A 22,655-nucleotide genomic window follows, 5' to 3' on the forward strand; every position below is an offset into this window, starting at 1 on the left:
GGAATAAGAATTGATGGATAAACGTATTTTTGTTGAAAAAAAGGCTGATTTTCAGGTCAAGTCAGAGAGTTTGGTGAGAGAACTCCAGCACAACTTGGGACTTTCAAGCTTGAAAAGTATTCGTATCGTGCAGGTTTATGATGTATTTGACTTGTCAGAGGGCTTGTTTGCGCCTGCAGAGAAACACATCTTCTCTGAGCAGGTGACAGACCATGTCTTGGACGACGCGGCTGTGCAGGCGGATCTTGCCAACTATGCTTTCTTTGCCATTGAAAGCCTGCCTGGCCAATTTGACCAGCGTGCAGCATCTTCACAGGAATCCTTGCTTTTACTAGGAAGTTCGAGTGATGTGACAGTCAATACAGCCCAACTTTACTTGGTCAATAAAGATATTGATGCGACTGAGTTGAAAGCGGTCAAGAACTACTTGCTCAACCCAGTTGATTCTCGTTTCAAGGACATCACGACAGGGATTGCCAAGCAGGAATTTTCTGAGTCAGACAAAACCATTCCTAAATTGACTTTCTTTGGAAGCTATACAGCAGAAGATTTTGCCCGCTACAAAGCCGAGCAAGGGATGGCAATGGAAGTGGATGATTTGCTCTTTATCCAAGACTACTTTAAGTCAATTGGGCGCGTGCCGACGGAAACAGAGCTCAAGGTTTTGGACACTTACTGGTCTGACCACTGCCGTCATACGACTTTTGAGACAGAGTTGAAACAGATTGATTTCTCAGCTTCTAAATTCCAAAAACAATTGCAGGCGACCTATGACAAGTATATTGCTATGCGTGATGAGTTGGGCCGTTCTGAAAAACCACAAACCTTGATGGATATGGCGACTATTTTCGGTCGTTATGAGCGTGCCAATGGACGTTTGGATGACATGGAAGTGTCTGACGAAATCAATGCTTGCTCAGTTGAAATCGAAGTGGACGTTGATGGTGTGAAAGAACCATGGCTCCTCATGTTTAAAAACGAAACCCACAATCACCCAACTGAGATTGAGCCATTTGGTGGGGCGGCTACTTGTATCGGTGGTGCTATTCGTGACCCATTATCAGGTCGCTCATATGTTTACCAAGCCATGCGTATCTCGGGTGCTGGAGATATTACCGCACCGATTTCGGAAACGCGTGCTGGTAAGCTGCCACAACAAGTCATCTCTAAAACGGCGGCTCATGGTTATTCTTCATATGGTAACCAGATTGGGCTTGCGACGACCTACGTTCGTGAGTATTTCCACCCAGATTTCGTTGCTAAGCGTATGGAACTAGGTGCTGTTGTCGGTGCGGCTCCTAAGGGCAATGTGGTCCGTGAAAAACCGGAAGCGGGTGATGTCATTATCCTCCTTGGAGGTAAGACTGGACGTGATGGTGTCGGTGGTGCGACAGGTTCTTCTAAGGTTCAAACAGTTGAGTCTGTTGAAACTGCTGGTGCTGAGGTTCAAAAAGGAAATGCTATCGAAGAACGCAAGATTCAACGTCTTTTCCGTAATGGTGAAGTGACACGTCTGATCAAAAAATCAAATGACTTTGGTGCTGGTGGTGTCTGTGTAGCTATTGGTGAATTAGCAGACGGTCTTGAAATTGATCTAGACAAAGTGCCATTGAAATACCAAGGTTTGAACGGTACCGAAATTGCCATCTCTGAATCTCAAGAACGGATGGCTGTGGTGGTTCGTCCTGAGGATGTAGATGCCTTCGTTGAGGAATGTAACAAAGAAAATATTGACGCTGTTGTGGTTGCGACAGTGACTGAAAAACCAAATCTAGTCATGCACTGGAATGGTGAAACCATTGTAGACTTGGAACGCCGTTTCCTTGATACCAATGGTGTGCGCGTGGTCGTTGATGCTAAGGTGGTTGACAAGGATGTCAAACTCCCAGAAGAGCGTCAAACATCTGCTGAAACACTGGAAGCAGATACTCTTGGGGTTCTATCTGACCTCAACCATGCTAGTCAAAAAGGCTTGCAGACTATCTTTGACTGCTCTGTTGGACGCTCTACGGTTAATCACCCACTTGGTGGTCGCTACCAACTCACACCAACTGAGGCATCTGTGCAGAAATTGCCAGTTCAACACGGTGTGACTCATACTGCGTCAGTCATGGCTCAAGGTTTCAACCCTTATGTAGCAGAATGGTCTCCATACCACGGTGCTGCTTATGCGGTTATTGAAGCGACTGCTCGTTTGGTGGCTGCTGGTGCCAACTGGTCTAAGGCTCGTTTCTCTTACCAAGAGTATTTCGAACGCATGGACAAACAAGCTGAGCGTTTTGGTCAGCCAGTAGCAGCTCTCCTAGGCTCTATCGAAGCTCAGATTCAGCTTGGTTTGCCATCTATCGGTGGGAAGGACTCTATGTCTGGTACCTTTGAAGAATTAACTGTGCCACCAACTTTGGTAGCCTTTGTGGTGACGACGGCAGATAGCCGTAAGGTGCTTTCGCCAGAGTTCAAGAATGCTGGTGAAAACATCTACTACATCCCAGGTCAAGCTCTTGCTGCAGAGATTGATTTTGACTTGATTAAGTCTAACTTTGCTCAGTTTGAAGCCCTTCAAAAGGCTCACAAAGTAACAGCAGCTTCAGCTGTTAAATACGGTGGTGTGCTTGAAAGTTTGGCCCTTGCTACCTTTGGAAATCATATCGGTGCAGAAGTAACCTTGCCTGAACTTGAAACGGCTTTGACAGCTCAATTGGGCGGATTTGTCTTCACATCTCCTGAAGAAATTGCTGGAGTAGAGAAAATCGGTCAAACGAAAGCAGACTTTACACTCCTTGTCAACGGTGTGAAGCTAGATGGACAGAAACTTGACAGTGCCTTCCAAGGCAAACTGGAGGAAGTTTACCCAACAGAATTTGCCCAAGCCAAAGAACTGGCTGAAGTACCAGCTGTGGTATCAGATGTTGTGATTAAAGCAAAAGAAAAGGTTGAAAAACCTGTGGTCTATATCCCAGTCTTCCCAGGAACCAACTCGGAATATGACTCAGCCAAGGCCTTCGAAAAAGAAGGTGCAGAGGTCAACTTGGTGCCATTTGTTACCTTGAATGAAGATGCTATTGTCAAGTCAGTTGAAACCATGGTTGACAACATCGGCAAGGCTAACATCCTCTTCTTTGCAGGTGGATTCTCAGCTGCGGACGAGCCAGATGGTTCAGCTAAGTTTATCGTCAATATTCTGCTCAATGAAAAAGTGCGTGTAGCTATTGATAGCTTTATCGCTCGTGGTGGCTTGATTATCGGTATCTGTAATGGATTTCAGGCTTTGGTCAAATCAGGTCTTCTTCCATACGGGAATTTTGAAGAAGCTACTAGTACTAGCCCAACCCTCTTCTACAATGATGCCAACCAACACGTGGCCAAGATGGTGGAAACTCGCATTGCCAACACCAACTCACCATGGCTTGCTGGAGTGCAAGTGGGAGATATCCACGCTATTCCTGTTTCGCACGGTGAAGGGAAGTTTGTCGTGACGGCTGAGGAATTTGCGGAGCTCCGTGACAATGGACAAATTTTTAGCCAATATGTTGACTTTGATGGAAAACCAAGTATGGATTCTAAGTACAATCCAAATGGTTCTGTCCATGCTATCGAAGGAATTACCAGTAAGAACGGCCAAATCATCGGTAAGATGGGCCACTCAGAGCGTTATGAGGAAGGTCTTTTCCAAAACATCCCAGGAAATAAAGACCAGCACCTGTTTGCGTCAGCGGTTAAATATTTCACTGGAAAATAAGACTTGCAGATTTTCTAATAGATAGTATCAGTAATGTAAAAGTTATGTAGATTTATCTCTTGACGATTGCAAATGAAAATTAGGTATAAAAAATGACATACGAAGTAAAATCTCTTAATGAAGAATGTGGTGTTTTCGGTATCTGGGGACATCCAGATGCTGCTAAATTGACCTATTTTGGTCTCCATAGTCTTCAGCACCGTGGTCAGGAGGGGGCAGGAATTCTCTCCAATGATCAAGGACAACTGAAGCGCCATCGCGATATGGGTCTTCTATCAGAAGTCTTCAGAAATCCGGCTAACTTAGATAAATTGACAGGAACTGGTGCGATTGGGCATGTGCGTTACGCGACTGCTGGCGAAGCTTCTGTAGATAATATCCAGCCCTTCCTCTTCCGTTTTCACGATATGCAGTTTGGCTTGGCTCATAATGGGAATCTGACCAATGCAGCCACTCTCAAGAAGGAGTTAGAAGAAAGAGGAGCCATTTTCAGTGCGACTTCGGACTCTGAAATCTTGGCTCATCTTATTCGTCGCAGTCATAATCCGAACTTGATGGGCAAAATCAAGGAAGCGCTCAGCCTTGTCAAAGGTGGCTTTGCCTATATCCTGCTGTTTGAGGATAAGTTGATTGCGGCTCTTGACCCCAATGGTTTCCGTCCGCTTTCTATCGGGAAAATGGCCAACGGAGCGGTGGTGGTTTCCTCTGAAACCTGTGCTTTTGAAGTCATTGGTGCTGAATGGATTCGTGATTTGAAGCCAGGTGAGATTGTGATCATTGATGACAAGGGCATCCAGTATGATAGCTATACAGATGATACTCAGTTAGCAATCTGTTCTATGGAGTATATCTATTTTGCCCGCCCTGATTCTAACATTCATGGTGTCAATGTCCATACGGCACGTAAACGTATGGGTGCCCAATTGGCGCGTGAATTTAAGCATGAGGCAGATATCGTGGTCGGTGTGCCCAATTCTTCCCTCAGCGCAGCCATGGGATTTGCGGAAGAATCTGGTTTGCCAAATGAAATGGGTCTTATCAAGAACCAATACACCCAACGTACCTTTATCCAACCGACTCAAGAATTGCGGGAGCAAGGGGTACGGATGAAATTGTCTGCAGTTTCTGGTGTTGTCAAAGGCAAGCGTGTTGTTATGATTGATGACTCTATTGTACGAGGAACAACTTCTCGTCGTATCGTTCAGCTCTTGAAAGAAGCGGGTGCGACTGAAGTTCACGTTGCTATTGGTAGTCCAGCGCTAGCTTATCCATGTTTCTATGGGATTGATATCCAGACTCGTCAGGAACTGATTGCGGCCAATCACACGGTTGAAGAAACGCGCCAAATCATTGGAGCTGACAGCCTGACTTACCTCTCTGTTGAAGGTTTGATTGATTCGATTGGGATTGAAACAGATGCACCAAATGGTGGTCTCTGTGTCGCTTACTTTGACGGTGACTACCCAACACCTCTCTACGATTATGAAGAAGACTATCGTCGAAGTTTGGAAGAAAAGACCAGTTTTTACAAATAGATGGCAGATCTTCCGTTAAAGAAAAGGAATATAAAAATGACAAATAAGAATGCTTATGCCCAGTCTGGCGTGGATGTTGAAGCGGGTTATGAAGTTGTTGAACGGATTAAAAAGCACGTGGCTCGTACGGAGCGTGCAGGTGTCATGGGAGCTCTTGGTGGCTTTGGTGGTATGTTTGACCTTTCAAAGACTGGGGTTAAAGAACCTGTCTTGATTTCAGGGACTGACGGTGTCGGAACTAAGATCATGCTGGCTATCAAGTACGACAAGCACGATACTATCGGTCAGGACTGTGTGGCCATGTGTGTTAATGATATCATCGCTGCAGGTGCGGAGCCTCTCTATTTCCTGGACTATGTGGCGACAGGGAAGAATGAACCAGCTAAACTAGAACAAGTTGTCGCTGGTGTGGCAGAAGGTTGTGTGCAGGCAGGCGCTGCCCTCATTGGTGGGGAAACGGCTGAAATGCCTGGCATGTACGGCGAAGCTGACTATGACTTGGCTGGTTTTGCGGTCGGTGTGGCTGAAAAATCTCAAATCATTGACGGTTCAAAGGTGGCAGAAGGAGATGTTCTTCTCGGACTTGCTTCAAGTGGGATTCATTCCAATGGTTACTCTCTCGTCCGTCGTGTCTTTGCGGATTACACAGGTGAGGAAATCTTGCCAGAATTGGAAGGCAAGAAACTTAAGGAAGTTCTTCTTGAGCCAACTCGTATCTATGTCAAGGCTGTCTTGCCACTCATCAAAGAAGAGTTGGTCAATGGAATTGCCCACATCACAGGTGGTGGCTTTATCGAGAATGTCCCTCGTATGTTTGCAGCTGACTTGGCTGCTGAGATTGAAGAAGACAAGGTTCCCGTGCTTCCAATTTTCAAAGCTCTTGAAAAATATGGTAAAATCAAACATGAAGAAATGTTTGAAATCTTCAATATGGGTGTGGGGCTCATGCTGGCAGTTAGCCCTGAAAATGTAAGTCGTGTCAAGGAATTGTTGGATGAACCAGTCTATGAAATTGGTCGTATCGTCAAGAAAGAAAACGAAAGTGTCATCATCAAATGAAAAAAATAGCGGTTTTTGCCTCTGGTAATGGCTCAAATTTTCAGGTGGTAGCGGAACAATTTCCAGTAGAGTTTGTCTTTTCAGACCATCGTAATGCCTATGTGCTCGAACGTGCAGACAAGCTCGGCGTTCTGTCCTATGCTTTTGAACTCAAGGAGTTTGAGAGCAAGGCAGACTACGAAGCAGCCCTTGTCGAACTCTTGGAAGAACACCAGATTGACTTGGTTTGCCTAGCAGGCTACATGAAAATCGTTGGACCAACCTTATTAGCAGCTTATGAAGGCCGGATTATCAACATTCATCCAGCCTACCTGCCAGAATTTCCAGGAGCTCATGGGATTGAGGATGCTTGGACTGCTGGCGTTGCTGAGAGCGGCGTGACCATTCACTGGGTAGATTCTGGTGTGGACACTGGTAAGATCATCAAACAAGTACGTGTGCCACGGCTGGCTGATGATACCATAGCCAGCTTTGAAGAACGTATTCATGCCACCGAGTATCAGCTCTATCCTCAAGTGTTGGAGAGTTTAGGGGTGGGTAGAAGATAAGAAGTAAATCAAGTTTTGATTTTGCAATATTGCTAGGAGAAAAAATGATTGAGATAAAATTAGTAGATGAGAGTAGTTTTCAGGCAGTGCTGGATTTGAAAATATCTGAAGCTGATGAACGAGCACGTTTCGTGTCTCCAAATGTACGCTCTTTAGCTGACGCATGGCTCTACAGAGAGAATGGGGATGTGTTTCCAATGGCAATTTATTGGAATGAGCTTGTGGTTGGTTTTCTCCTGTTGGAAATAGATAAGGATGAAGCGGAATACTTTATCTGGCGGATAATGATTGGTCAGCAGTACCAAGGAAGAGGTCATGGTCGAAAAGCCTTGGAAGTTCTAATCAAAAAGGCTCAGATGGATATCGCTTGCAATCATATTATTGCAGATTATGTGGTTGGAAATGAAAAAATGAAGCACCTGCTGACTAGTTTGGGTTTTCAGGAAACAGGATTTATAGAAGAAAATAACGAAGTCGCTATGCGCTTGGACCTAAAGAAAGAGGAATATAATGACTAAACGCGCCTTAATCAGCGTCTCAGACAAAGCGGGCATTGTTGAATTTGCCCAAGAACTCAAAAAAACTTGGTTGGGACATCATCTCAACAGGTGGAACCAAGGTTGCCCTTGATAATGCTGGGGTGAGCACCAGTGTCATTGATGATTCATATGATATCTTTGATTCAAAATTGGAGTCAGTGATTGTTGAAAACGGCTTCAAACGGAGGTATTTGTAATGTTAGAATCTAAAAAAACAACTCGATATGTATTTTATGTCTATCTGATGTTATTAACTTGGGGAATCTTATTTAAGTTTGAGACCAATCCTGAATTTATAGCATTTTTCTTAGCTCCAAGGTACATCAATTGGATTCCATTTTCAGAACCACTAATAGTAGACGGAAAAATTGTTTTTGCTGAAATGTTATTTAATCTGATTTCCTTTATTCCATTAGGTGTTTGTTTCCCTCTGATAAAAACTAATTTATCTAGTTTAAGAATAGTCGGGACAGGTTTCTTGATTAGTCTATTGTTTGAGTGCTTACAGTATATTTTAGCAATAGGTATAACAGATATAACGGATTTGGCTTTAAATACGCTAGGTGTTTGTGTAGGCTTACTGATTTATCAAATTTTTATAAGAGTGTTCAAATCACAGACTAGAAAATGGGTCAATATCTTAGGTATGATTAGCCTTGGTTTTGCTTATTTTGTTTTACTGTTACTGCATTTAATTGGTGTTTAACTAATGATTAAAAAGGAGAATATAATGACTAAACGCGCCTTAATCAGCGTCTCAGACAAAGCGGGCATTGTTGAATTTGCCCAAGAACTAAAAAAACTTGGTTGGGATATTATCTCAACAGGTGGAACCAAGGTTGCCCTTGACAATGCTGGGGTGGAGACCATTGCGATCGATGATGTGACGGGCTTCCCAGAGATGATGGATGGCCGTGTTAAGACCCTTCATCCAAATATCCACGGTGGACTCCTCGCTCGTCGTGACTTGGATAGTCACCTGGAAGCGGCCAAAGATAATCAAATCGAGCTCATTGACCTTGTAGTGGTCAACCTTTACCCATTCAAGGAAACAATCCTCAAAACAGACGTGACTTACGCTGATGCAGTTGAAAACATTGATATCGGTGGGCCATCTATGCTTCGTTCAGCAGCAAAAAATCATGCCAGCGTGACAGTTGTGGTAGACCCTGCTGACTACAGTGTGGTTCTTGACGAATTGTCAGCAAATGGTGAAACAACTTATGAAACTCGTCAACGTTTAGCAGCAAAAGTATTCCGCCACACTGCGGCTTATGATGCCTTGATTGCAGAATACTTCACAGCTCAAGTGGGTGAAAGTAAGCCAGAAAAACTGACCTTGACTTATGACCTTAAACAAGCTATGCGTTACGGTGAAAACCCTCAACAAGACGCAGACTTCTACCAAAAAGCCTTGCCGACTGATTACTCCATTGCTTCAGCCAAACAGCTCAACGGTAAAGAATTGTCATTCAACAATATCCGCGATGCTGACGCTGCCATTCGTATTATCCGTGACTTCAAAGACCGTCCAACCGTTGTGGCTCTCAAACACATGAACACATGTGGAATCGGTCAGGCTGATGATATCGAAACTGCTTGGGACTACGCTTATGAGTCTGACCCAGTGTCTATCTTTGGTGGGATTGTCGTTCTCAACCGTGAGGTGGATGCTGCGACAGCTGAGAAGATGCATGGTGTATTCCTTGAAATCATCATTGCACCAAGCTATACGGATGAAGCGCTAGCCATTTTGACCAATAAAAAGAAAAACTTGCGTATCCTTGCCTTGACATTTGATGCTCAAGAGGCTAGCGAAGTGGAAGCAGAATACACAGGTGTTGTCGGTGGACTCCTCGTTCAAAACCAAGACGTGGTCAAAGAAAGCCCAACTGACTGGCAAGTGGTGACCAAACGCCAGCCAACTGAGATAGAAGCGACAGCTCTTGAGTTCGCTTGGAAGGCTATTAAATACGTCAAATCAAACGGAATTATCGTGACTAACGACCACATGACACTTGGTGTTGGTCCAGGTCAAACTAACCGTGTGGCTTCAGTCCGTATTGCCATTGATCAAGCTAAAGACCGTCTTGACGGCGCTGTCCTTGCTTCTGATGCCTTCTTCCCATTTGCGGATAACGTGGAAGAAATCGCCAAAGCAGGTATCAAGGCTATCATCCAGCCCGGTGGATCGGTCCGTGACCAAGAGTCTATCGAAGCCGCTGACAAATATGGCTTGACTATGGTCTTCACAGGCGTGAGACATTTTAGACATTGAAAAATGAGGTTTATAGAAGAACCTGGTATTTTTATATAATTAGGTAAATCAATAGAATGGAGAAGTTAAGATGTCGTTAAATATAGGGATGTCATTATCAGGACCAACCATTGGAATTAGTCCAGATTTTAGAGAATTTATAAATGTTATAAATAAAAAGAGATATATCAGAAAAAGCAGGATTGATAATATACATTTTCCTTTTGCGGGTCAAAGTACTATGTCATGGGAACTTAGAGGTGATTACAAGCATGGTTTTTATGCCTTCTCTTCGATAGCATTCGAAGGAGAATTTGGACCAAATCCAGATGTATTTATGCTTTTTTCAAAGAATGATAATCTGATAGAATTTAATAGTAAAGAGCATTCGCTAAATGATGATGATTTAACAGTGGTTAAACTAAAGAAAAATATTTTTAAAAATAACAAGTATGAATATGGAATTGAAAAAGAGCTTAATTATTATTCTAATAGTGAATCAGAGTATGATATTCGTCCGTTCATTATTGTTGTATTTGGCGAAGATTCGTTAGGATTTGCTACTATTACATTGATAAACAAAAGTTCAAGTACGGCAAATTCAAATGGATTTATTGGGGGAACAATGCCAGGAACGGGGGTAAGCCCTTTTCAACCTCAGGCAAGAAAATTAGTGTGGCCAACTGGCAAAGATTTATTACGTACATTAAAGGAGCCTCAAACGGGTCGTTCTTTTAGGTTAGATAAAGAACAGGTTGATAATATTTTAAATTTGAAAAGGTATTTTATTAATTTATTGGAACCGAACATTGCTAAAGTGTTGAAAGAGGAATATATAACGGAGTGAGACATTTTAGACATTAAGAACGTAAAGAGTCTGGGATAAAAGTCTAACCTTAAATATAAAAAGCGAACAAAACAAGTTATCTGACACTCAGAATTCTGTCTTGTTCGCTTTTTTGTCTAATCTATCGATTTTTAAAATTTATAATAAAGAATTCCTAAAATCAAAATCTTTTTGTCCCAGACTCTTTTTTGCGTAAAAATGCGGAGTGAAACAAGATTAAAACGAACGTTTATGATATAATATTATTAAATAATTCGCAAAAGAGGTTGAGAAATGAAGCTGTTAGTTGTCGGTTCGGGTGGTCGTGAACATGCGATTGCTAAGAAGTTGCTTGAATCAAAAGACGTTGAAAAGGTCTTTGTAGCTCCTGGGAATGATGGGATGACTCTGGATGGTCTGGAATTGGTAAATACCTCTATTTCCGAATATTCTAAATTGATTGACTTCGCAAAGGCCAACGATATTGCTTGGACCTTTATCGGTCCAGATGATGCCCTTGCTGCTGGTATCGTGGATGATTTTAATGCAGCTGGTCTCAAAGCCTTTGGTCCGACAAGATTGGCGGCAGAGCTAGAGTGGTCCAAAGATTTTGCTAAGGAAATCATGGTCAAATATGGCGTTCCGACAGCAGCCTATGGCACATTTTCAGATTTCGAGGAAGCCAAGGCTTATATCGAAAAGCAGGGTGCGCCTATCGTAGTCAAGGCGGATGGCTTGGCGCTTGGTAAGGGTGTCGTCGTTGCGGAGACGGTTGAGCAAGCGGTCGAAGCCGCTCACGAGATGCTTTTGGACAATAAATTTGGTGACTCAGGTGCGCGTGTGGTTATTGAGGAATTCCTTGAAGGAGAGGAATTTTCACTCTTTGCCTTTGTCAATGGTGATAAGTTCTACATCATGCCAACAGCTCAGGACCACAAACGTGCCTATAATGGCGATAAGGGGCCTAACACGGGGGGGATGGGTGCCTATGCGCCAGTTCCACACTTACCACAGAGTGTAGTTGATACAGCGGTTGACACCATTGTCAAGACAGTCCTCGAAGGGATGATTAAAGAAGGTCGCCCTTATCTGGGTATCCTTTACGCAGGGCTTATCTTGACAGCTGATGGACCTAAGGTCATCGAGTTCAACGCTCGTTTTGGAGATCCTGAAACGCAAATCATCTTGCCTCGTTTAACATCTGACTTTGCACAAAATATTACGGATATCCTCGATGGCAAGGAGCCAAACATCACCTGGACGGACAAGGGTGTGACTCTGGGTGTGGTTGTCGCATCCAACGGTTATCCGCTAGACTATGAAAAAGGTGTCAAGTTACCAGCCAAGACAGAAGGTGACATTATCACCTATTATGCAGGGGCTAAGTTTGCGGAAAATAGCAGAGCACTGCTATCAAACGGCGGACGTGTCTATATGCTCGTCACCACAGCAGATACTGTCAAAGAAACTCAAGACACCATCTACCAAGAACTCGCCCAACAAAAAACAGAAGGCCTCTTTTACCGAACAGATATCGGAAGCAAGGCCATAAAAGATTAACAGACACAAAAATTGTCATGGTGAGCGAAAGCGAGCCACTATAGAATAATCGTCGCAGTAGTGGAACTCCTAGTAGCTTTGCTACTAGGAGCGGAAAACTGGAGACCTAAGCTCCAGTTTTAGTAATGGAACGCCACAAGCGTTCGCTTACGTCCGCACTACATTAGACGATTATTAAAAAGAAAAATAAAAATTCACAAAATACGTTAATGGTCGTATGGTTTGCGAGCGTTAGCAAGCTAATATAGAACAATTACTACTGTTGTGAAAGAACGATTGGATGATAATCCAATCGTTCAGGGAAATTGGAAGACCTTGGACTTCCGATTTAGACATGAGACACCTTTGGTGGCTGCTGCCGTCCCTCACAACCTAAGGTGATTGTTGAAAAAGAAGAAAAAGGAGAAGAAATGAAACCCGTAATTTCCATTATCATGGGCTCAAAATCAGACTGGGCAACCATGCAAAAAACAGCAGAAGTCCTAGACCGCTTCGGTGTAGCCTACGAAAAGAAAGTTGTTTCTGCCCACCGTACACCAGACCTCATGTTCAGACATGCGGAGGAGGCTCGTAGCCGTGGCATCAAGGCCATTATCGCAGGTGCTGGTGGCGCAGCCCATTTGCCAGGTATGGTCGCAGCTAAAACAACCCTTCCTGTCATCGGGGTGCCTGTCAAATCGCGTGTCCTTAGTGGCGTGGATTCACTCTACTCTATCGTGCAGATGCCGGGTGGCGTACCGGTTGCGACTATGGCTATCGGTGAAGCAGGTGCGACTAATGCGGCCCTCTTTGCCCTCCGTCTCCTTTCAGTAGAAGATCAGGCTATCGCGACAGCTTTGGTAGATTTCGCAGAAGAGCAAGGAAAAATCGCAGAGGAGTCTACAAATGAGCTCATCTAAAACAATCGGAATCATCGGTGGTGGCCAGCTCGGTCAGATGATGGCCATTTCTGCTATCTACATGGGGCACAAGGTTATTGCGCTTGACCCTGCAGCGGATTGCCCAGCCTCTCGTGTAGCGGAAATCATCGTGGCGCCTTATAATGATGTGAACGCCCTTCGTCAGCTGACTGAGCGTTGTGATGTCCTGACCTATGAGTTTGAAAATGTCGATGCTGATGGTTTGGATGCGGTTATCAAGGAAGGACAACTCCCTCAAGGGACCGACCTGCTCCGCATTTCGCAAAATCGCATTTTTGAAAAGGACTTTCTCTCAAACAAGGCTCAAGTCACTGTGGCACCTTACAAGGTTGTGACCTCAAGCCAAGATTTGGAAGTTATTGACCTTTCTAAAAATTATGTCCTAAAGACTGCTACCGGTGGCTACGATGGGCATGGACAAAAAGTCATTCGCTCGGAAGCAGACTTGGGAGAAGCCCGTGCACTAGCCGACTCAGCAGACTGCGTTTTGGAAGAGTTCGTCAACTTTGACCTTGAAATTTCTGTCATCGTGTCAGGAAATGGCAAGGACGTGACAGTTTTCCCGGTTCAGGAAAATATCCACCGAAACAACATTCTTTCAAAAACCATTGTGCCAGCCCGCATTTCAGAAAGTCTAGCAGCCAAAGCAAAAACCATGGCAGTGCGAATTGCTGAACAGCTTAATTTGTCTGGAACTCTTTGCGTGGAAATGTTTGCGACAGCTGATGACATCATTGTCAACGAAATCGCCCCACGCCCACACAACTCTGGACACTACTCGATTGAAGTCTGCGACTTCTCCCAGTTTGATACCCATATTCTAGGCGTTCTGGGATCGCCATTGCCAGCTATCAAACTGTATGCGCCAGCCGTTATGCTTAATGTACTCGGCCAACACGTTGAGGCTGCTGAAAAATATGTCACAGAAAATCCAAGCGCCCACCTCCACATGTATGGTAAAATAGAAGCGAAGCACAACCGCAAAATGGGACATGTGACTTTGTTTAGTAATGTGCCGGATAGTGTGGTTGAGTTTGGTGAGGGGATTGATTTTTAGGAGGTAGTTTTGGAAACTTTTGTTCAATATATTGTGCCAATTCTAGAATTAATCATGTCATTTATTGGTGTTGTTTTTCTTTTCAAACCATCTACTCCATCGGTAAATATTGATATTGGTGACAAGTATTATTTTACTCAGAATATCAACAAAGAAAGTAATAATTCTAATTCAACAAATCATAGCGATTATGGTCCTATGGTTTTATGTTTTTTGATATTTTTTGGGATCTACCTTTTTTATTCATTGGCAGGAAAGTTAATGATTCTTATAATTATGGTAATTTCATTGATAAAAATTTTAAGATATTGGAGGTTAGGAATTGACTATAAATTTGAACTGATTCCTCCAGTAGTAAGTATTGTAGTTTTTTATCTTTTAAATTTTTTACCAACTAATGTAAAAGAATTTTGGGAAACAAATACAAAAATTGATTTTAGTAAGTTTTCTGGTTTACAATCAACCATTGAATCAATTTCAGCTCCTATACCAGAGTTTTTAAAGTTGTTTACAAATTTTAAAATTGATAGAGTCAGAAATATTTCAATTTTTTCAATTTTGATAATGACTTTATTTGTTCTACTTTATGAAGGAACATCTGTATTGCAGAAAAAGGAAAATCTAAAAATATCATCTAAAAGTTTTGTAGCTTTTTATTGTATATCATTATTCATCTTACTGGGATACGCATTTTATAATATTGAGCAAAATCCTGTGAGAATTGTAACAGAAATGATTATTAAATATTTAAATAATTAAGCTGTATAACACTTATATCAATAATTTTTAAGTTATTTAGATTTAATTCGCCATTGGATACGGATCTAAGTAGCTTGCTGCATTATCTGTCGGTGGCGATAAGCAAGGAGGAGTTTAATTAGCCTATGAAAACTATCGGTCTGATTGGTGGTATGAGTTGGGAAAGTACCACATCTTACTACCAAATCATCAATGAAACCATCAAAAAAGAGCTGGGTGGCTTGCATTCAGCTAAGATTCTACTTTATAGTGTTGATTTTGCAGAGATTGAGCATTATCAAGCAGTCGGAGACTGGGAGAAAAGCGGTCAACTTTTGGCAGATATTGCTCAGCGCTTGGAGCAAGCTGGTGCAGATTTCATCGTTATTTGTACCAACACTATGCACAAGGTTGCTTCGCAGATACAGGAGCAGATTACGATTCCAATCTTGCATATTGCGCAGGCAACTGCGCAGGCCTTGTTGGCTGACGGTATTCAAAAAGTCGGCCTCCTAGGGACCAAGTACACCATGACTCAAGATTTTTACAAGGAGAAATTAATAGAGTCTGGGTTAGAAGTGCTGATTCCAGACCAAGCTGGTATTACAGAGGTCAATCGAATCATTTATGACGAACTTTGCCTAGGGAATATCAAAGAAAGCTCAAAGCAGACTTATCTTGCCGTTATAGATGATTTGAAAAAAGCAGGCGCTGAAGCTGTTATCTTGGGGTGTACCGAGATTGGTCTCCTCGTCAAGCAATCAGACACCGACCTGCCTCTCTACGACACAACAGTGATTCATGCAGAGAAAGCGGCGGAGTGGGGGGTAAATAAATGATTATAGAAGACAAGCACAACCGCAAGATGGGACATGTGACTTTGTTTAGTGATGTGCCAGATGAGATTGAGGAGTTTGGGAAAGGGATTGATTTTTAGGACAAGTCTATGATACAAATTATCGTTAATGCATTTATTGAAAAAGATAAGACTGGAGCAGTTGTCGAAGTCTTGTTTGCTAGTGCTGACCAAAATAAGGTACAAGCTAAATATGAAGAACTAGCTATACAATATCCTGAAAACTATTTAGCAATTTATGATTTACCATTGGATACTGATCTCAATGAATTACCACACTATCCATCTGTGTTTATTGGAAAAGAGGAGTTTGAGTAGAAATCTTGGTTTACCTAGATAACTTATTCCCAACAGCTTACGAAGAAAGGAAAAATTAACAATATGATCGACCGTTACTCTCGCCCTGAGATGGCGAATATTTGGAGTGAAGAAAATAAATACCGTGCTTGGCTTGAGGTGGAAATCTTGGCTGACGAGGCATGGGCTGAGTTGGGGGAAATCCCTAAGGAAGATGTAGCTTTGATTCGTGAAAAAGCGGATTTTGACATCGACCGTATTTTGGAGATTGAGCAGGAAACTCGCCACGATGTGGTTGCCTTTACACGTGCGGTTTCTGAAACGCTTGGCGAAGAGCGCAAGTGGGTTCACTATGGTTTGACTTCTACCGACGTGGTGGATACTGCCTATGGTTACCTTTACAAGCAGGCAAACGACATCATTCGTCGTGACCTTGAAAACTTCACCAACATCATCGCTGATAAGGCTAAGGAGCACAAGTTCACCATCATGATGGGGCGTACCCACGGTGTGCACGCTGAGCCTACAACTTTTGGTCTTAAATTGGCGACTTGGTACAGCGAAATGAAGCGCAACATCGAGCGTTTCGAGCATGCGGCTGCTGGTGTGGAAGCTGGTAAGATTTCGGGTGCGGTTGGGAACTTTGCCAACATCCCACCATTTGTTGAGCAATACGTCTGCAACAAATTGGGTATTCGTGCTCAAGAAATCTCTACACAGGTGCTTCCTCGAGACCTTCACGCTGAGTACTTTGCAGTTCTTGCCAGCATCGCGACTTCTATCGAGCGTATGGCAACGGAAATCCGTGGTCTTCAAAAATCAGAACAACGCGAAGTAGAAGAATTCTTTGCCAAAGGTCAAAAAGGGTCTTCAGCTATGCCTCACAAACGCAACCCTATCGGTTCTGAAAACATGACTGGTCTTGCGCGTGTTATCCGTGGTCACATGCTGACAGCCTATGAGAACGTGGCTCTCTGGCACGAACGTGACATTTCACACTCATCAGCTGAGCGTATCATCACACCAGATACAACTATCTTGATTGACTACATGCTCAACCGTTTTGGAAATATTGTCAAAAACTTGACAGTCTTCCCAGAAAACATGATCCGCAACATGCACTCAACTTTCGGTCTCATCTTCAGCCAACGTGCCATGTTGACCTTGATTGAAAAAGGGATGACACGTGAGCAAGCTTATGACTTGGTGCAACCAAAAACAGCCTACTCTTGGGACAATCAAGTCGACTTTAAACCACTTCTTGAAGCAGATCCAGAGGTGACATCACGCCTGACTCAAGAGGAAATCGATGAGATCTTCAACCCTCTTTATTATACCAAACGAGTGGATGATATCTTTGAACGTCTTGGATTAGGATAATTAGAATAAAAAATCGAATTTTTATTACTCCATCTATATGAGTAGTAGAATTTCGATTTTTCTTTTTTATAAACAGAACGCCAATATTTTATAGCAGATTGAAACTGGAATAGTACATAATGACTGTTAAGATATTTCTAGAAATTAATTTAATTTTCCTAATCGATTTATTCACATCTTATCTCAATCTACTATAGTAAAATTTAAACAAATTTAGTCTATCTTAATTGACATATAGAAAATACAGTTTTGATGGGATATAATAATCATAGAAAAAAGCCCAAGCGATTAGGCTTAGGCTTTCTTCTTAGTGATCACGGTCACATGAAATGAATTTGATTTTGTAGTAATCCGCTCGTTTATAAGTTTCGCTGTAAGCGAGAACCTGACCAGTAGACTCTAATTTAGTAGTCTTGGTTTGTAAAACGCTAGGGAATTGTTCATCGACTCCGAGGACTGAAGCCGCATGTTCTGGAGTTGGAAATGCTATTTCATTGATTTCTTCAAAATGTTCATCATTCATGTGGATGTGATAATCCAATTTGAAACGGTTATAGATAGAGCTATAATATTCAAGATTTGGATAATTTGCGTTGATGTATTGTTCTGGAATATAAGATGTGTGATAGATGTATACGACACCATTTGTTTCGCGTACACGTTCAATCTTGTAGTAGAATTGGTTACCGCGTAGTCCAAGTTTTTCTAGGTAGCTTAGTTTGTTTCCACGCTCAATAGAAAGGACGGTCACTTTATCATCTTTAGTTTCAAAAACTTCTACATCAGAAAACTCTACGAGTTTGTGTTTGCGTGCGCGTGAAACGAATGTACCCTTTCCTTGTTGGCGGACAATATAGCCATCTTTGGCAAGGTCGTTTAAGGCGCGGACAACTGTGATAGAACTTACATCATACATAGCGATCAATTCAGCTTCAGTGTAAAATTTATCTCCACTAGCGAATTGGCCAGAAATGATTTTGTTCTTTAATTCATCTTTTATATATTGATACTTTGGAATTGCCATAATTTCACCTCGATTTTCCTTCTCCGTTAAAGATTTTACCATAAAACCGGAAAGAATAGTAGTCTTTTGAATAAAAAAATTAGAATAATAGGCTATAAGGTTAATTTACATAAAAAATAGGAGGTTTTATACATTTTTATACATGCTACCTGTTTGAAGCTATATGTCTGTAAATTTTATATCTTTATAAGTTTTTTGTGTAAAAGTTGGGGAAAAATGAAAAAAATTGTGAAAAGCTATTGACAAATGTGGTATATTGAGTTATATTCAATATATCAACAAATGAAAGCGTAAACTTTAGTTGTCAGAAGGTAAGAATATGACACGATTTGAGATACGAGATGATTTTTATCTCGATGGAAAATCATTTAAGATTTTATCTGGCGCCATTCATTATTTTAGGGTTCCTCCAGAAGATTGGTATCATTCGCTCTATAACTTGAAGGCTCTTGGTTTTAATACAGTAGAGACTTATGTGGCTTGGAATTTACATGAGCCTCGTGAGGGTGAGTTTCACTTTGAAGGAGCTCTGGATTTGGAGCGATTTCTCCAAACGGCACAAGATTTGGGTCTCTACGCTATCGTTCGTCCCTCTCCCTTCATTTGTGCAGAGTGGGAATTCGGTGGTTTACCAGCTTGGCTCTTAACCAAAGATATGAGGATTCGTTCCTCAGATCCTGCCTATATTGAGGCTGTTGGTCGCTATTATGACCAGCTCTTGCCACGATTGGTTCCACATTTGTTGGACAAGGGTGGCAATATCCTTATGATGCAGGTTGAAAATGAGTATGGTTCTTATGGAGAAGATAAGGCTTACCTGAGAGCCATTCGACAGTTGATGGAAGAGCGTGGCGTAACCTGTCCACTCTTTACATCAGATGGTCCATGGAGAGCTACTCTGAAAGCTGGAACCTTAATCGAAGATGACCTCTTTGTGACAGGGAACTTTGGTTCTAAGGCACCTTATAACTTTTCACAGATGCAGGAATTCTTTGATGAACATGGCAAAAAATGGCCACTCATGTGTATGGAGTTTTGGGATGGCTGGTTCAATCGTTGGAAAGAACCGATTATCACACGGGATCCAAAAGAATTAGCAGATGCAGTTCGAGAAGTTTTGGAGCAAGGCTCTATCAATCTTTACATGTTCCACGGTGGTACAAACTTTGGATTCATGAATGGTTGCTCGGCTCGAGGAACTTTGGACCTGCCACAAGTTACGTCTTATGATTACGATGCGCTTCTGGATGAAGAAGGAAATCCAACTGCCAAATACTTGGCAGTCAAGAAGATGATGGCAACACATTTTCCAGAGTACCCGCAGTTGGAGCCACTCTACAAAGAGAGTATGGAGTTGGATGCTATTCCACTAGTTGAAAAAGTTTCCTTGTTTGAAACCCTGGATAGCTTGTCAAATCCAGTAGAAAGTCTCTATCCTCAAAAGATGGAGGAGCTGGGACAAAGTTATGGCTACCTACTTTATCGAACAGAAACAAACTGGGATGCAGAAGAAGAAAGACTTCGTATCATTGATGGTCGAGATAGGGCTCAGCTTTATGTCGATGGTCAATGGGTCAAAACCCAATATCAGACAGAGATTGGGGAAGATATTTTTTATCAAGGTGAAAAGAAAGCGCTATCTAGGTTAGATATCTTGGTAGAAAATATGGGGCGTGTCAACTATGGACATAAGTTCTTAGCAGATACGCAACGTAAGGGAATTCGGACAGGGGTTTGTAAGGATTTGCACTTCTTACTAAACTGGAAACACTATCCACTCCCACTAGATAATCCTGAGAAAATTGATTTTTCAAAAGGATGGAATCAAGGACAACCAGCCTTTTACGCTTATGACTTTACAGTCGAAGAGCCAAAAGATACTTACCTAGACTTATCTGAGTTTGGTAAGGGAGTTGCCTTTGTAAACGGGCAGAATCTAGGACGTTTTTGGAACGTCGGCCCAACCCTCTCTCTTTATATTCCTCATAGCTATCTCAAGGAAGGTGCCAATCGTATCATCATCTTTGAGACAGAGGGCCAATATAAAGAAGAGATTCATTTAACTCGTAAACCTACACTAAAACATATAAAGGGGGAAAACTTATGACAATTGTAGGATGCCGTATCGATGGACGTTTGATCCACGGACAAGTAGCCAATCTATGGGCTGGAAAACTAAATGTTTCACGTATTATGGTTGTAGATGACGAAGTTGTCAACAACGACGTTGAAAAGAGTGGTTTGAAACTTGCGACACCACCAGGTGTAAAATTGAGTATTTTGCCAATTGAAAAAGCGGCAGCCAATATTCTTGCTGGAAAATACGATAGCCAACGTCTCTTTATTGTGGCTCGCAAACCAGACCGCTTCCTTGGTTTGGTAGAAGCAGGTGTACCACTTGAAACCCTTAATGTTGGGAATATGTCTCAAACACCAGAAACTCGCGCCATCACACGTTCTATCAACGTAGTAGACAAGGATGTGGAAGACTTCCACAAACTGGCAGAAAAAGGTGTTAAACTTACTGCTCAAATGGTTCCAAATGATCCAATTTCAGACTTTTTGAGCTTATTAAAATAGGAAAAAATTTTTAGGAGGTCATTGTTATGATACAATGGTGGCAAATTTTACTTCTCACTTTGTACTCAGCTTATCAAATCTGTGATGAGTTGACGATCGTTTCATCTGCAGGTTCCCCTGTATTTGCTGGTTTCATTACTGGTTTAATCATGGGAGATGTGACTACTGGTTTGCTTATCGGTGGTAACTTGCAATTGTTCGTTCTTGGGGTTGGTACCTTCGGTGGTGCTTCTCGTATTGACGCAACTTCTGGTGCAGTTCTTGCGACAGCCTTCTCTGTTTCACAAGGAATTGATACAGCACTTGCGATTACAACAATCGCTGTGCCAGTAGCAACTCTCTTGACTTACTTCGACGTTCTTGGACGTATGACAACTACTTTCTTTGCTCACCGTGTGGATGCTGCAATCGAACGCTTTGACTATAAAGGTATTGAACGCAACTACCTACTTGGTGCGATTCCTTGGGCTCTATCTCGTGCCCTTCCAGTCTTCTTTGCGCTTGCTTTTGGTGGTGAATTTGTACAACACGTAGTAGATTTCGTTACAAAATACCAATGGGTTGCAGATGGTTTGACTCTCGCAGGACGTATGCTTCCAGGTCTTGGATTTGCAATCTTGCTTCGTTACCTTCCAGTTAAACGTAACCTTCACTACCTTGCAATGGGATTTGGTTTGACAGCTATGTTGACTGTTCTTTACTCATATGTAACAGGTCTTGGTGGCGCTGTTGCTGGTATCGTAGGTACTCTTCCTGCTGAAGTTGCTGAAAAAATTGGTTTCGTGAACAACTTCAAAGGCTTGTCTATGATTGGTATCTCTATCGTAGGTATCTTCCTTGCAGTGCTTCACTTCAAAAATAGCCAAAAAGTAGCTGTAGCAGCACCTTCTACACCATCAGAAAGTGGGGAAATCGAAGATGACGAATTCTAATTACAAACTTACAAAAGAAGATTTTAACCAAATCAATAAACGTAGCTTGTTTACTTTCCAATTGGGTTGGAACTACGAACGTATGCAAGCTTCTGGTTACCTTTACATGATTTTGCCTCAATTGCGTAAAATGTATGGGGATGGAACTCCTGAATTGAAAGAAATGATGAAAGTTCATACTCAATTCTTCAATACTTCACCATTCTTCCATACCATTATCGCTGGTTTTGACCTTGCCATGGAAGAAAAAGATGGTGTAGGTTCAAAAGATGCCGTTAATGGTATCAAGACAGGTTTGATGGGACCATTCGCTCCTCTTGGAGATACAATCTTTGGTTCACTTGTACCTGCTATCATGGGATCTATCGCAGCAACTATGGCTATCGGTGGTCAACCTTGGGGTATCTTCCTTTGGATCGCAGTTGCAGTTGCTTATGACATCTTCCGTTGGAAACAGTTGGAATTTGCCTACAAAGAAGGGGTTAACCTTATCAACAACATGCAAAGTACTTTGACAGCTTTGATTGACGCGGCATCTGTACTTGGTGTCTTCATGATGGGTGCTCTTGTAGCAACAATGATCAACTTTGAAATTTCTTACAAATGGGCAATCGGTGAGAAGATGATTGACTTCCAAGACATCTTGAACCAAATCTTCCCACGCTTGCTTCCAGCAATCTTTACTGCCTTTATCTTCTGGTTGCTTGGTAAGAAAGGTATGAACTCTACTAAAGCTATCGGTATTATTATCGTACTTGCTTTGGCTCTTTCTGCCTTTGGTAAATTTGTACTTGGAATGGGCGCATAA

The 22,655-nt window shown here is 42.3% G+C and carries 21 protein-coding genes and 3 pseudogenes; 23 read left to right on the plus strand and 1 reads right to left on the minus strand.

The features are described 5' to 3' along the window. Window positions 1-13 precede the first annotated feature (13 nt). The 19 genes and pseudogenes from SK608_RS00335 (at window position 14) to purB (ending at window position 17,311) form a co-directional block, all read left to right on the plus strand. Entirely contained in the window at window positions 14-3,739 is a 3,726-nt protein-coding gene (locus tag SK608_RS00335) for a phosphoribosylformylglycinamidine synthase (RefSeq protein ID WP_033675661.1), read from the plus strand. A gap of 92 nt (window positions 3,740-3,831) precedes the next feature. Continuing rightward, window positions 3,832-5,274: an amidophosphoribosyltransferase gene (gene purF / locus SK608_RS00340; RefSeq protein WP_000220655.1), complete on the plus strand. Its 1,443-nt coding sequence runs from the start codon at window positions 3,832-3,834 to the stop codon at window positions 5,272-5,274. 36 nt (window positions 5,275-5,310) lie between these two features. Beyond that, window positions 5,311-6,333: a phosphoribosylformylglycinamidine cyclo-ligase gene (gene purM / locus SK608_RS00345; RefSeq protein WP_000182561.1), complete on the plus strand. Its 1,023-nt coding sequence runs from the start codon at window positions 5,311-5,313 to the stop codon at window positions 6,331-6,333. Next, the gene (gene purN, locus SK608_RS00350) at window positions 6,330-6,881 is read left to right on the plus strand and encodes a phosphoribosylglycinamide formyltransferase (protein WP_033675665.1); all 552 of its coding nucleotides are present in this window, start codon (window positions 6,330-6,332) and stop codon (window positions 6,879-6,881) included. Before purM ends, purN begins: the two co-directional genes overlap by 4 nt. 44 nt (window positions 6,882-6,925) lie before the next feature. Then, window positions 6,926-7,399, plus strand: coding sequence for a GNAT family N-acetyltransferase (locus tag SK608_RS00355; protein ID WP_033675667.1), 474 nt, complete (start codon window positions 6,926-6,928; stop codon window positions 7,397-7,399). Next, window positions 7,392-7,545 (plus strand): annotated as a pseudogene (locus tag SK608_RS00360) (bifunctional phosphoribosylaminoimidazolecarboxamide formyltransferase/IMP cyclohydrolase); the annotation flags it as partial. The gene SK608_RS00355 and the pseudogene SK608_RS00360, both read left to right, overlap by 8 nt. A 71-nt stretch (window positions 7,546-7,616) precedes the next feature. Further along, a complete protein-coding gene (locus tag SK608_RS00365) occupies window positions 7,617-8,126 on the plus strand; it encodes a VanZ family protein (RefSeq protein ID WP_033675669.1) in 510 nt (169 codons plus the stop codon). Between the two features lie 24 nt (window positions 8,127-8,150). Next, window positions 8,151-9,698 carry a bifunctional phosphoribosylaminoimidazolecarboxamide formyltransferase/IMP cyclohydrolase gene (gene purH / locus SK608_RS00370; RefSeq protein ID WP_033675670.1) on the plus strand — a complete coding sequence of 516 codons (1,548 nt, stop codon included), beginning with the start codon at window positions 8,151-8,153 and terminating at the stop codon, window positions 9,696-9,698. A gap of 70 nt (window positions 9,699-9,768) precedes the next feature. Beyond that, the gene (locus SK608_RS00375) at window positions 9,769-10,524 is read left to right on the plus strand and encodes a hypothetical protein (protein WP_033675672.1); all 756 of its coding nucleotides are present in this window, start codon (window positions 9,769-9,771) and stop codon (window positions 10,522-10,524) included. 273 nt (window positions 10,525-10,797) lie between these two features. Next, a complete protein-coding gene (gene purD, locus SK608_RS00380; protein WP_033675678.1) occupies window positions 10,798-12,063 on the plus strand; it encodes a phosphoribosylamine--glycine ligase in 1,266 nt (421 codons plus the stop codon). A 264-nt stretch (window positions 12,064-12,327) separates the two neighbouring features. Then, window positions 12,328-12,444, plus strand: coding sequence for a phosphoribosylaminoimidazole carboxylase (locus tag SK608_RS11555; RefSeq protein WP_082242374.1), 117 nt, complete (start codon window positions 12,328-12,330; stop codon window positions 12,442-12,444). A gap of 29 nt (window positions 12,445-12,473) precedes the next feature. Beyond that, a complete protein-coding gene (gene purE, locus SK608_RS00385) occupies window positions 12,474-12,962 on the plus strand; it encodes a 5-(carboxyamino)imidazole ribonucleotide mutase (protein ID WP_033675680.1) in 489 nt (162 codons plus the stop codon). Next, complete coding sequence (gene purK / locus SK608_RS00390; RefSeq protein ID WP_033675683.1) at window positions 12,949-14,040, plus strand: 5-(carboxyamino)imidazole ribonucleotide synthase; 1,092 nt, start codon at window positions 12,949-12,951, stop codon at window positions 14,038-14,040. Before purE ends, purK begins: the two co-directional genes overlap by 14 nt. 9 nt (window positions 14,041-14,049) lie before the next feature. Then, window positions 14,050-14,799, plus strand: a complete 750-nt coding sequence (locus SK608_RS00395) for a hypothetical protein (RefSeq protein WP_033675685.1) — start codon at window positions 14,050-14,052, stop codon at window positions 14,797-14,799. A 41-nt stretch (window positions 14,800-14,840) separates the two neighbouring features. Beyond that, window positions 14,841-14,921: pseudogene (locus SK608_RS12020) on the plus strand (phosphoribosylaminoimidazole carboxylase); the annotation flags it as partial. 3 nt (window positions 14,922-14,924) lie between these two features. After that, window positions 14,925-15,617 carry an aspartate/glutamate racemase family protein gene (locus SK608_RS00400; RefSeq protein WP_033675686.1) on the plus strand — a complete coding sequence of 231 codons (693 nt, stop codon included), beginning with the start codon at window positions 14,925-14,927 and terminating at the stop codon, window positions 15,615-15,617. A 2-nt stretch (window positions 15,618-15,619) separates the two neighbouring features. Beyond that, window positions 15,620-15,715, plus strand: a pseudogene (locus SK608_RS11560) (hypothetical protein); the annotation flags it as partial. Between the two features lie 9 nt (window positions 15,716-15,724). After that, on the plus strand, window positions 15,725-15,952 hold the full coding sequence (locus SK608_RS00410; RefSeq protein WP_033675690.1) for a hypothetical protein: 228 nt from the start codon (window positions 15,725-15,727) through the stop codon (window positions 15,950-15,952). A 63-nt stretch (window positions 15,953-16,015) separates the two neighbouring features. Continuing rightward, complete coding sequence (gene purB / locus SK608_RS00415; protein ID WP_033675692.1) at window positions 16,016-17,311, plus strand: adenylosuccinate lyase; 1,296 nt, start codon at window positions 16,016-16,018, stop codon at window positions 17,309-17,311. A 307-nt stretch (window positions 17,312-17,618) separates the two neighbouring features. Here the strand turns inward: purB and SK608_RS00420 are convergent, their stop codons facing one another. Next, complete coding sequence (locus tag SK608_RS00420; RefSeq protein WP_001007194.1) at window positions 17,619-18,335, minus strand: GntR family transcriptional regulator; 717 nt, start codon at window positions 18,333-18,335, stop codon at window positions 17,619-17,621. Window positions 18,336-18,654: 319 nt separating this feature from the next. Here SK608_RS00420 and SK608_RS00425 point away from each other — a divergent pair, with 319 nt between their 5' ends. Genes SK608_RS00425 through SK608_RS00440 form a run of 4 tightly spaced genes read left to right on the plus strand, consistent with a single transcriptional unit; the run spans window position 18,655 to window position 22,655 of the window. Continuing rightward, on the plus strand, window positions 18,655-20,442 hold the full coding sequence (locus tag SK608_RS00425; RefSeq protein ID WP_033675694.1) for a glycoside hydrolase family 35 protein: 1,788 nt from the start codon (window positions 18,655-18,657) through the stop codon (window positions 20,440-20,442). After that, window positions 20,439-20,915, plus strand: a complete 477-nt coding sequence (locus SK608_RS00430) for a PTS sugar transporter subunit IIB (RefSeq protein ID WP_000156970.1) — start codon at window positions 20,439-20,441, stop codon at window positions 20,913-20,915. The genes SK608_RS00425 and SK608_RS00430 overlap by 4 nt, the downstream gene beginning before the upstream one ends. A gap of 26 nt (window positions 20,916-20,941) precedes the next feature. Beyond that, complete coding sequence (locus SK608_RS00435; RefSeq protein ID WP_000617018.1) at window positions 20,942-21,847, plus strand: PTS mannose/fructose/sorbose/N-acetylgalactosamine transporter subunit IIC; 906 nt, start codon at window positions 20,942-20,944, stop codon at window positions 21,845-21,847. After that, complete coding sequence (locus SK608_RS00440) at window positions 21,834-22,655, plus strand: PTS system mannose/fructose/sorbose family transporter subunit IID (RefSeq protein ID WP_000185294.1); 822 nt, start codon at window positions 21,834-21,836, stop codon at window positions 22,653-22,655. Before SK608_RS00435 ends, SK608_RS00440 begins: the two co-directional genes overlap by 14 nt.

It is taken from the genome of Streptococcus mitis subsp. hohhotensis (assembly GCF_000722775.1).
In the GTDB taxonomy this organism is placed as follows: Bacteria; Bacillota; Bacilli; order Lactobacillales; family Streptococcaceae; genus Streptococcus; species Streptococcus carlssonii.

Excerpts from the sequence above, each read along its gene's own strand:
- SK608_RS00365 (WP_033675669.1), top strand. The coding sequence starts at position 7,617 with ATGTTAGAATCTAAAAAAACAACTCGATATGTATTTTATGTCTATCTG.
- SK608_RS00440 (WP_000185294.1), top strand. The coding sequence starts at position 21,834 with ATGACGAATTCTAATTACAAACTTACAAAAGAAGATTTTAACCAAATC.
- purH (WP_033675670.1), top strand. The coding sequence starts at position 8,151 with ATGACTAAACGCGCCTTAATCAGCGTCTCAGACAAAGCGGGCATTGTT.
- SK608_RS00430 (WP_000156970.1), top strand. The coding sequence starts at position 20,439 with ATGACAATTGTAGGATGCCGTATCGATGGACGTTTGATCCACGGACAA.
- SK608_RS00435 (WP_000617018.1), top strand. The coding sequence starts at position 20,942 with ATGATACAATGGTGGCAAATTTTACTTCTCACTTTGTACTCAGCTTAT.
- SK608_RS00420 (WP_001007194.1), bottom strand. The coding sequence starts at position 18,335 with ATGGCAATTCCAAAGTATCAATATATAAAAGATGAATTAAAGAACAAA.
- SK608_RS00425 (WP_033675694.1), top strand. The coding sequence starts at position 18,655 with ATGACACGATTTGAGATACGAGATGATTTTTATCTCGATGGAAAATCA.
- purB (WP_033675692.1), top strand. The coding sequence starts at position 16,016 with ATGATCGACCGTTACTCTCGCCCTGAGATGGCGAATATTTGGAGTGAA.
- purM (WP_000182561.1), top strand. The coding sequence starts at position 5,311 with ATGACAAATAAGAATGCTTATGCCCAGTCTGGCGTGGATGTTGAAGCG.
- purD (WP_033675678.1), top strand. The coding sequence starts at position 10,798 with ATGAAGCTGTTAGTTGTCGGTTCGGGTGGTCGTGAACATGCGATTGCT.
- purN (WP_033675665.1), top strand. The coding sequence starts at position 6,330 with ATGAAAAAAATAGCGGTTTTTGCCTCTGGTAATGGCTCAAATTTTCAG.
- purE (WP_033675680.1), top strand. The coding sequence starts at position 12,474 with ATGAAACCCGTAATTTCCATTATCATGGGCTCAAAATCAGACTGGGCA.
- SK608_RS00375 (WP_033675672.1), top strand. The coding sequence starts at position 9,769 with ATGTCGTTAAATATAGGGATGTCATTATCAGGACCAACCATTGGAATT.
- SK608_RS00410 (WP_033675690.1), top strand. The coding sequence starts at position 15,725 with ATGATACAAATTATCGTTAATGCATTTATTGAAAAAGATAAGACTGGA.
- SK608_RS00335 (WP_033675661.1), top strand. The coding sequence starts at position 14 with ATGGATAAACGTATTTTTGTTGAAAAAAAGGCTGATTTTCAGGTCAAG.
- SK608_RS00400 (WP_033675686.1), top strand. The coding sequence starts at position 14,925 with ATGAAAACTATCGGTCTGATTGGTGGTATGAGTTGGGAAAGTACCACA.
- purF (WP_000220655.1), top strand. The coding sequence starts at position 3,832 with ATGACATACGAAGTAAAATCTCTTAATGAAGAATGTGGTGTTTTCGGT.
- purK (WP_033675683.1), top strand. The coding sequence starts at position 12,949 with ATGAGCTCATCTAAAACAATCGGAATCATCGGTGGTGGCCAGCTCGGT.
- SK608_RS00355 (WP_033675667.1), top strand. The coding sequence starts at position 6,926 with ATGATTGAGATAAAATTAGTAGATGAGAGTAGTTTTCAGGCAGTGCTG.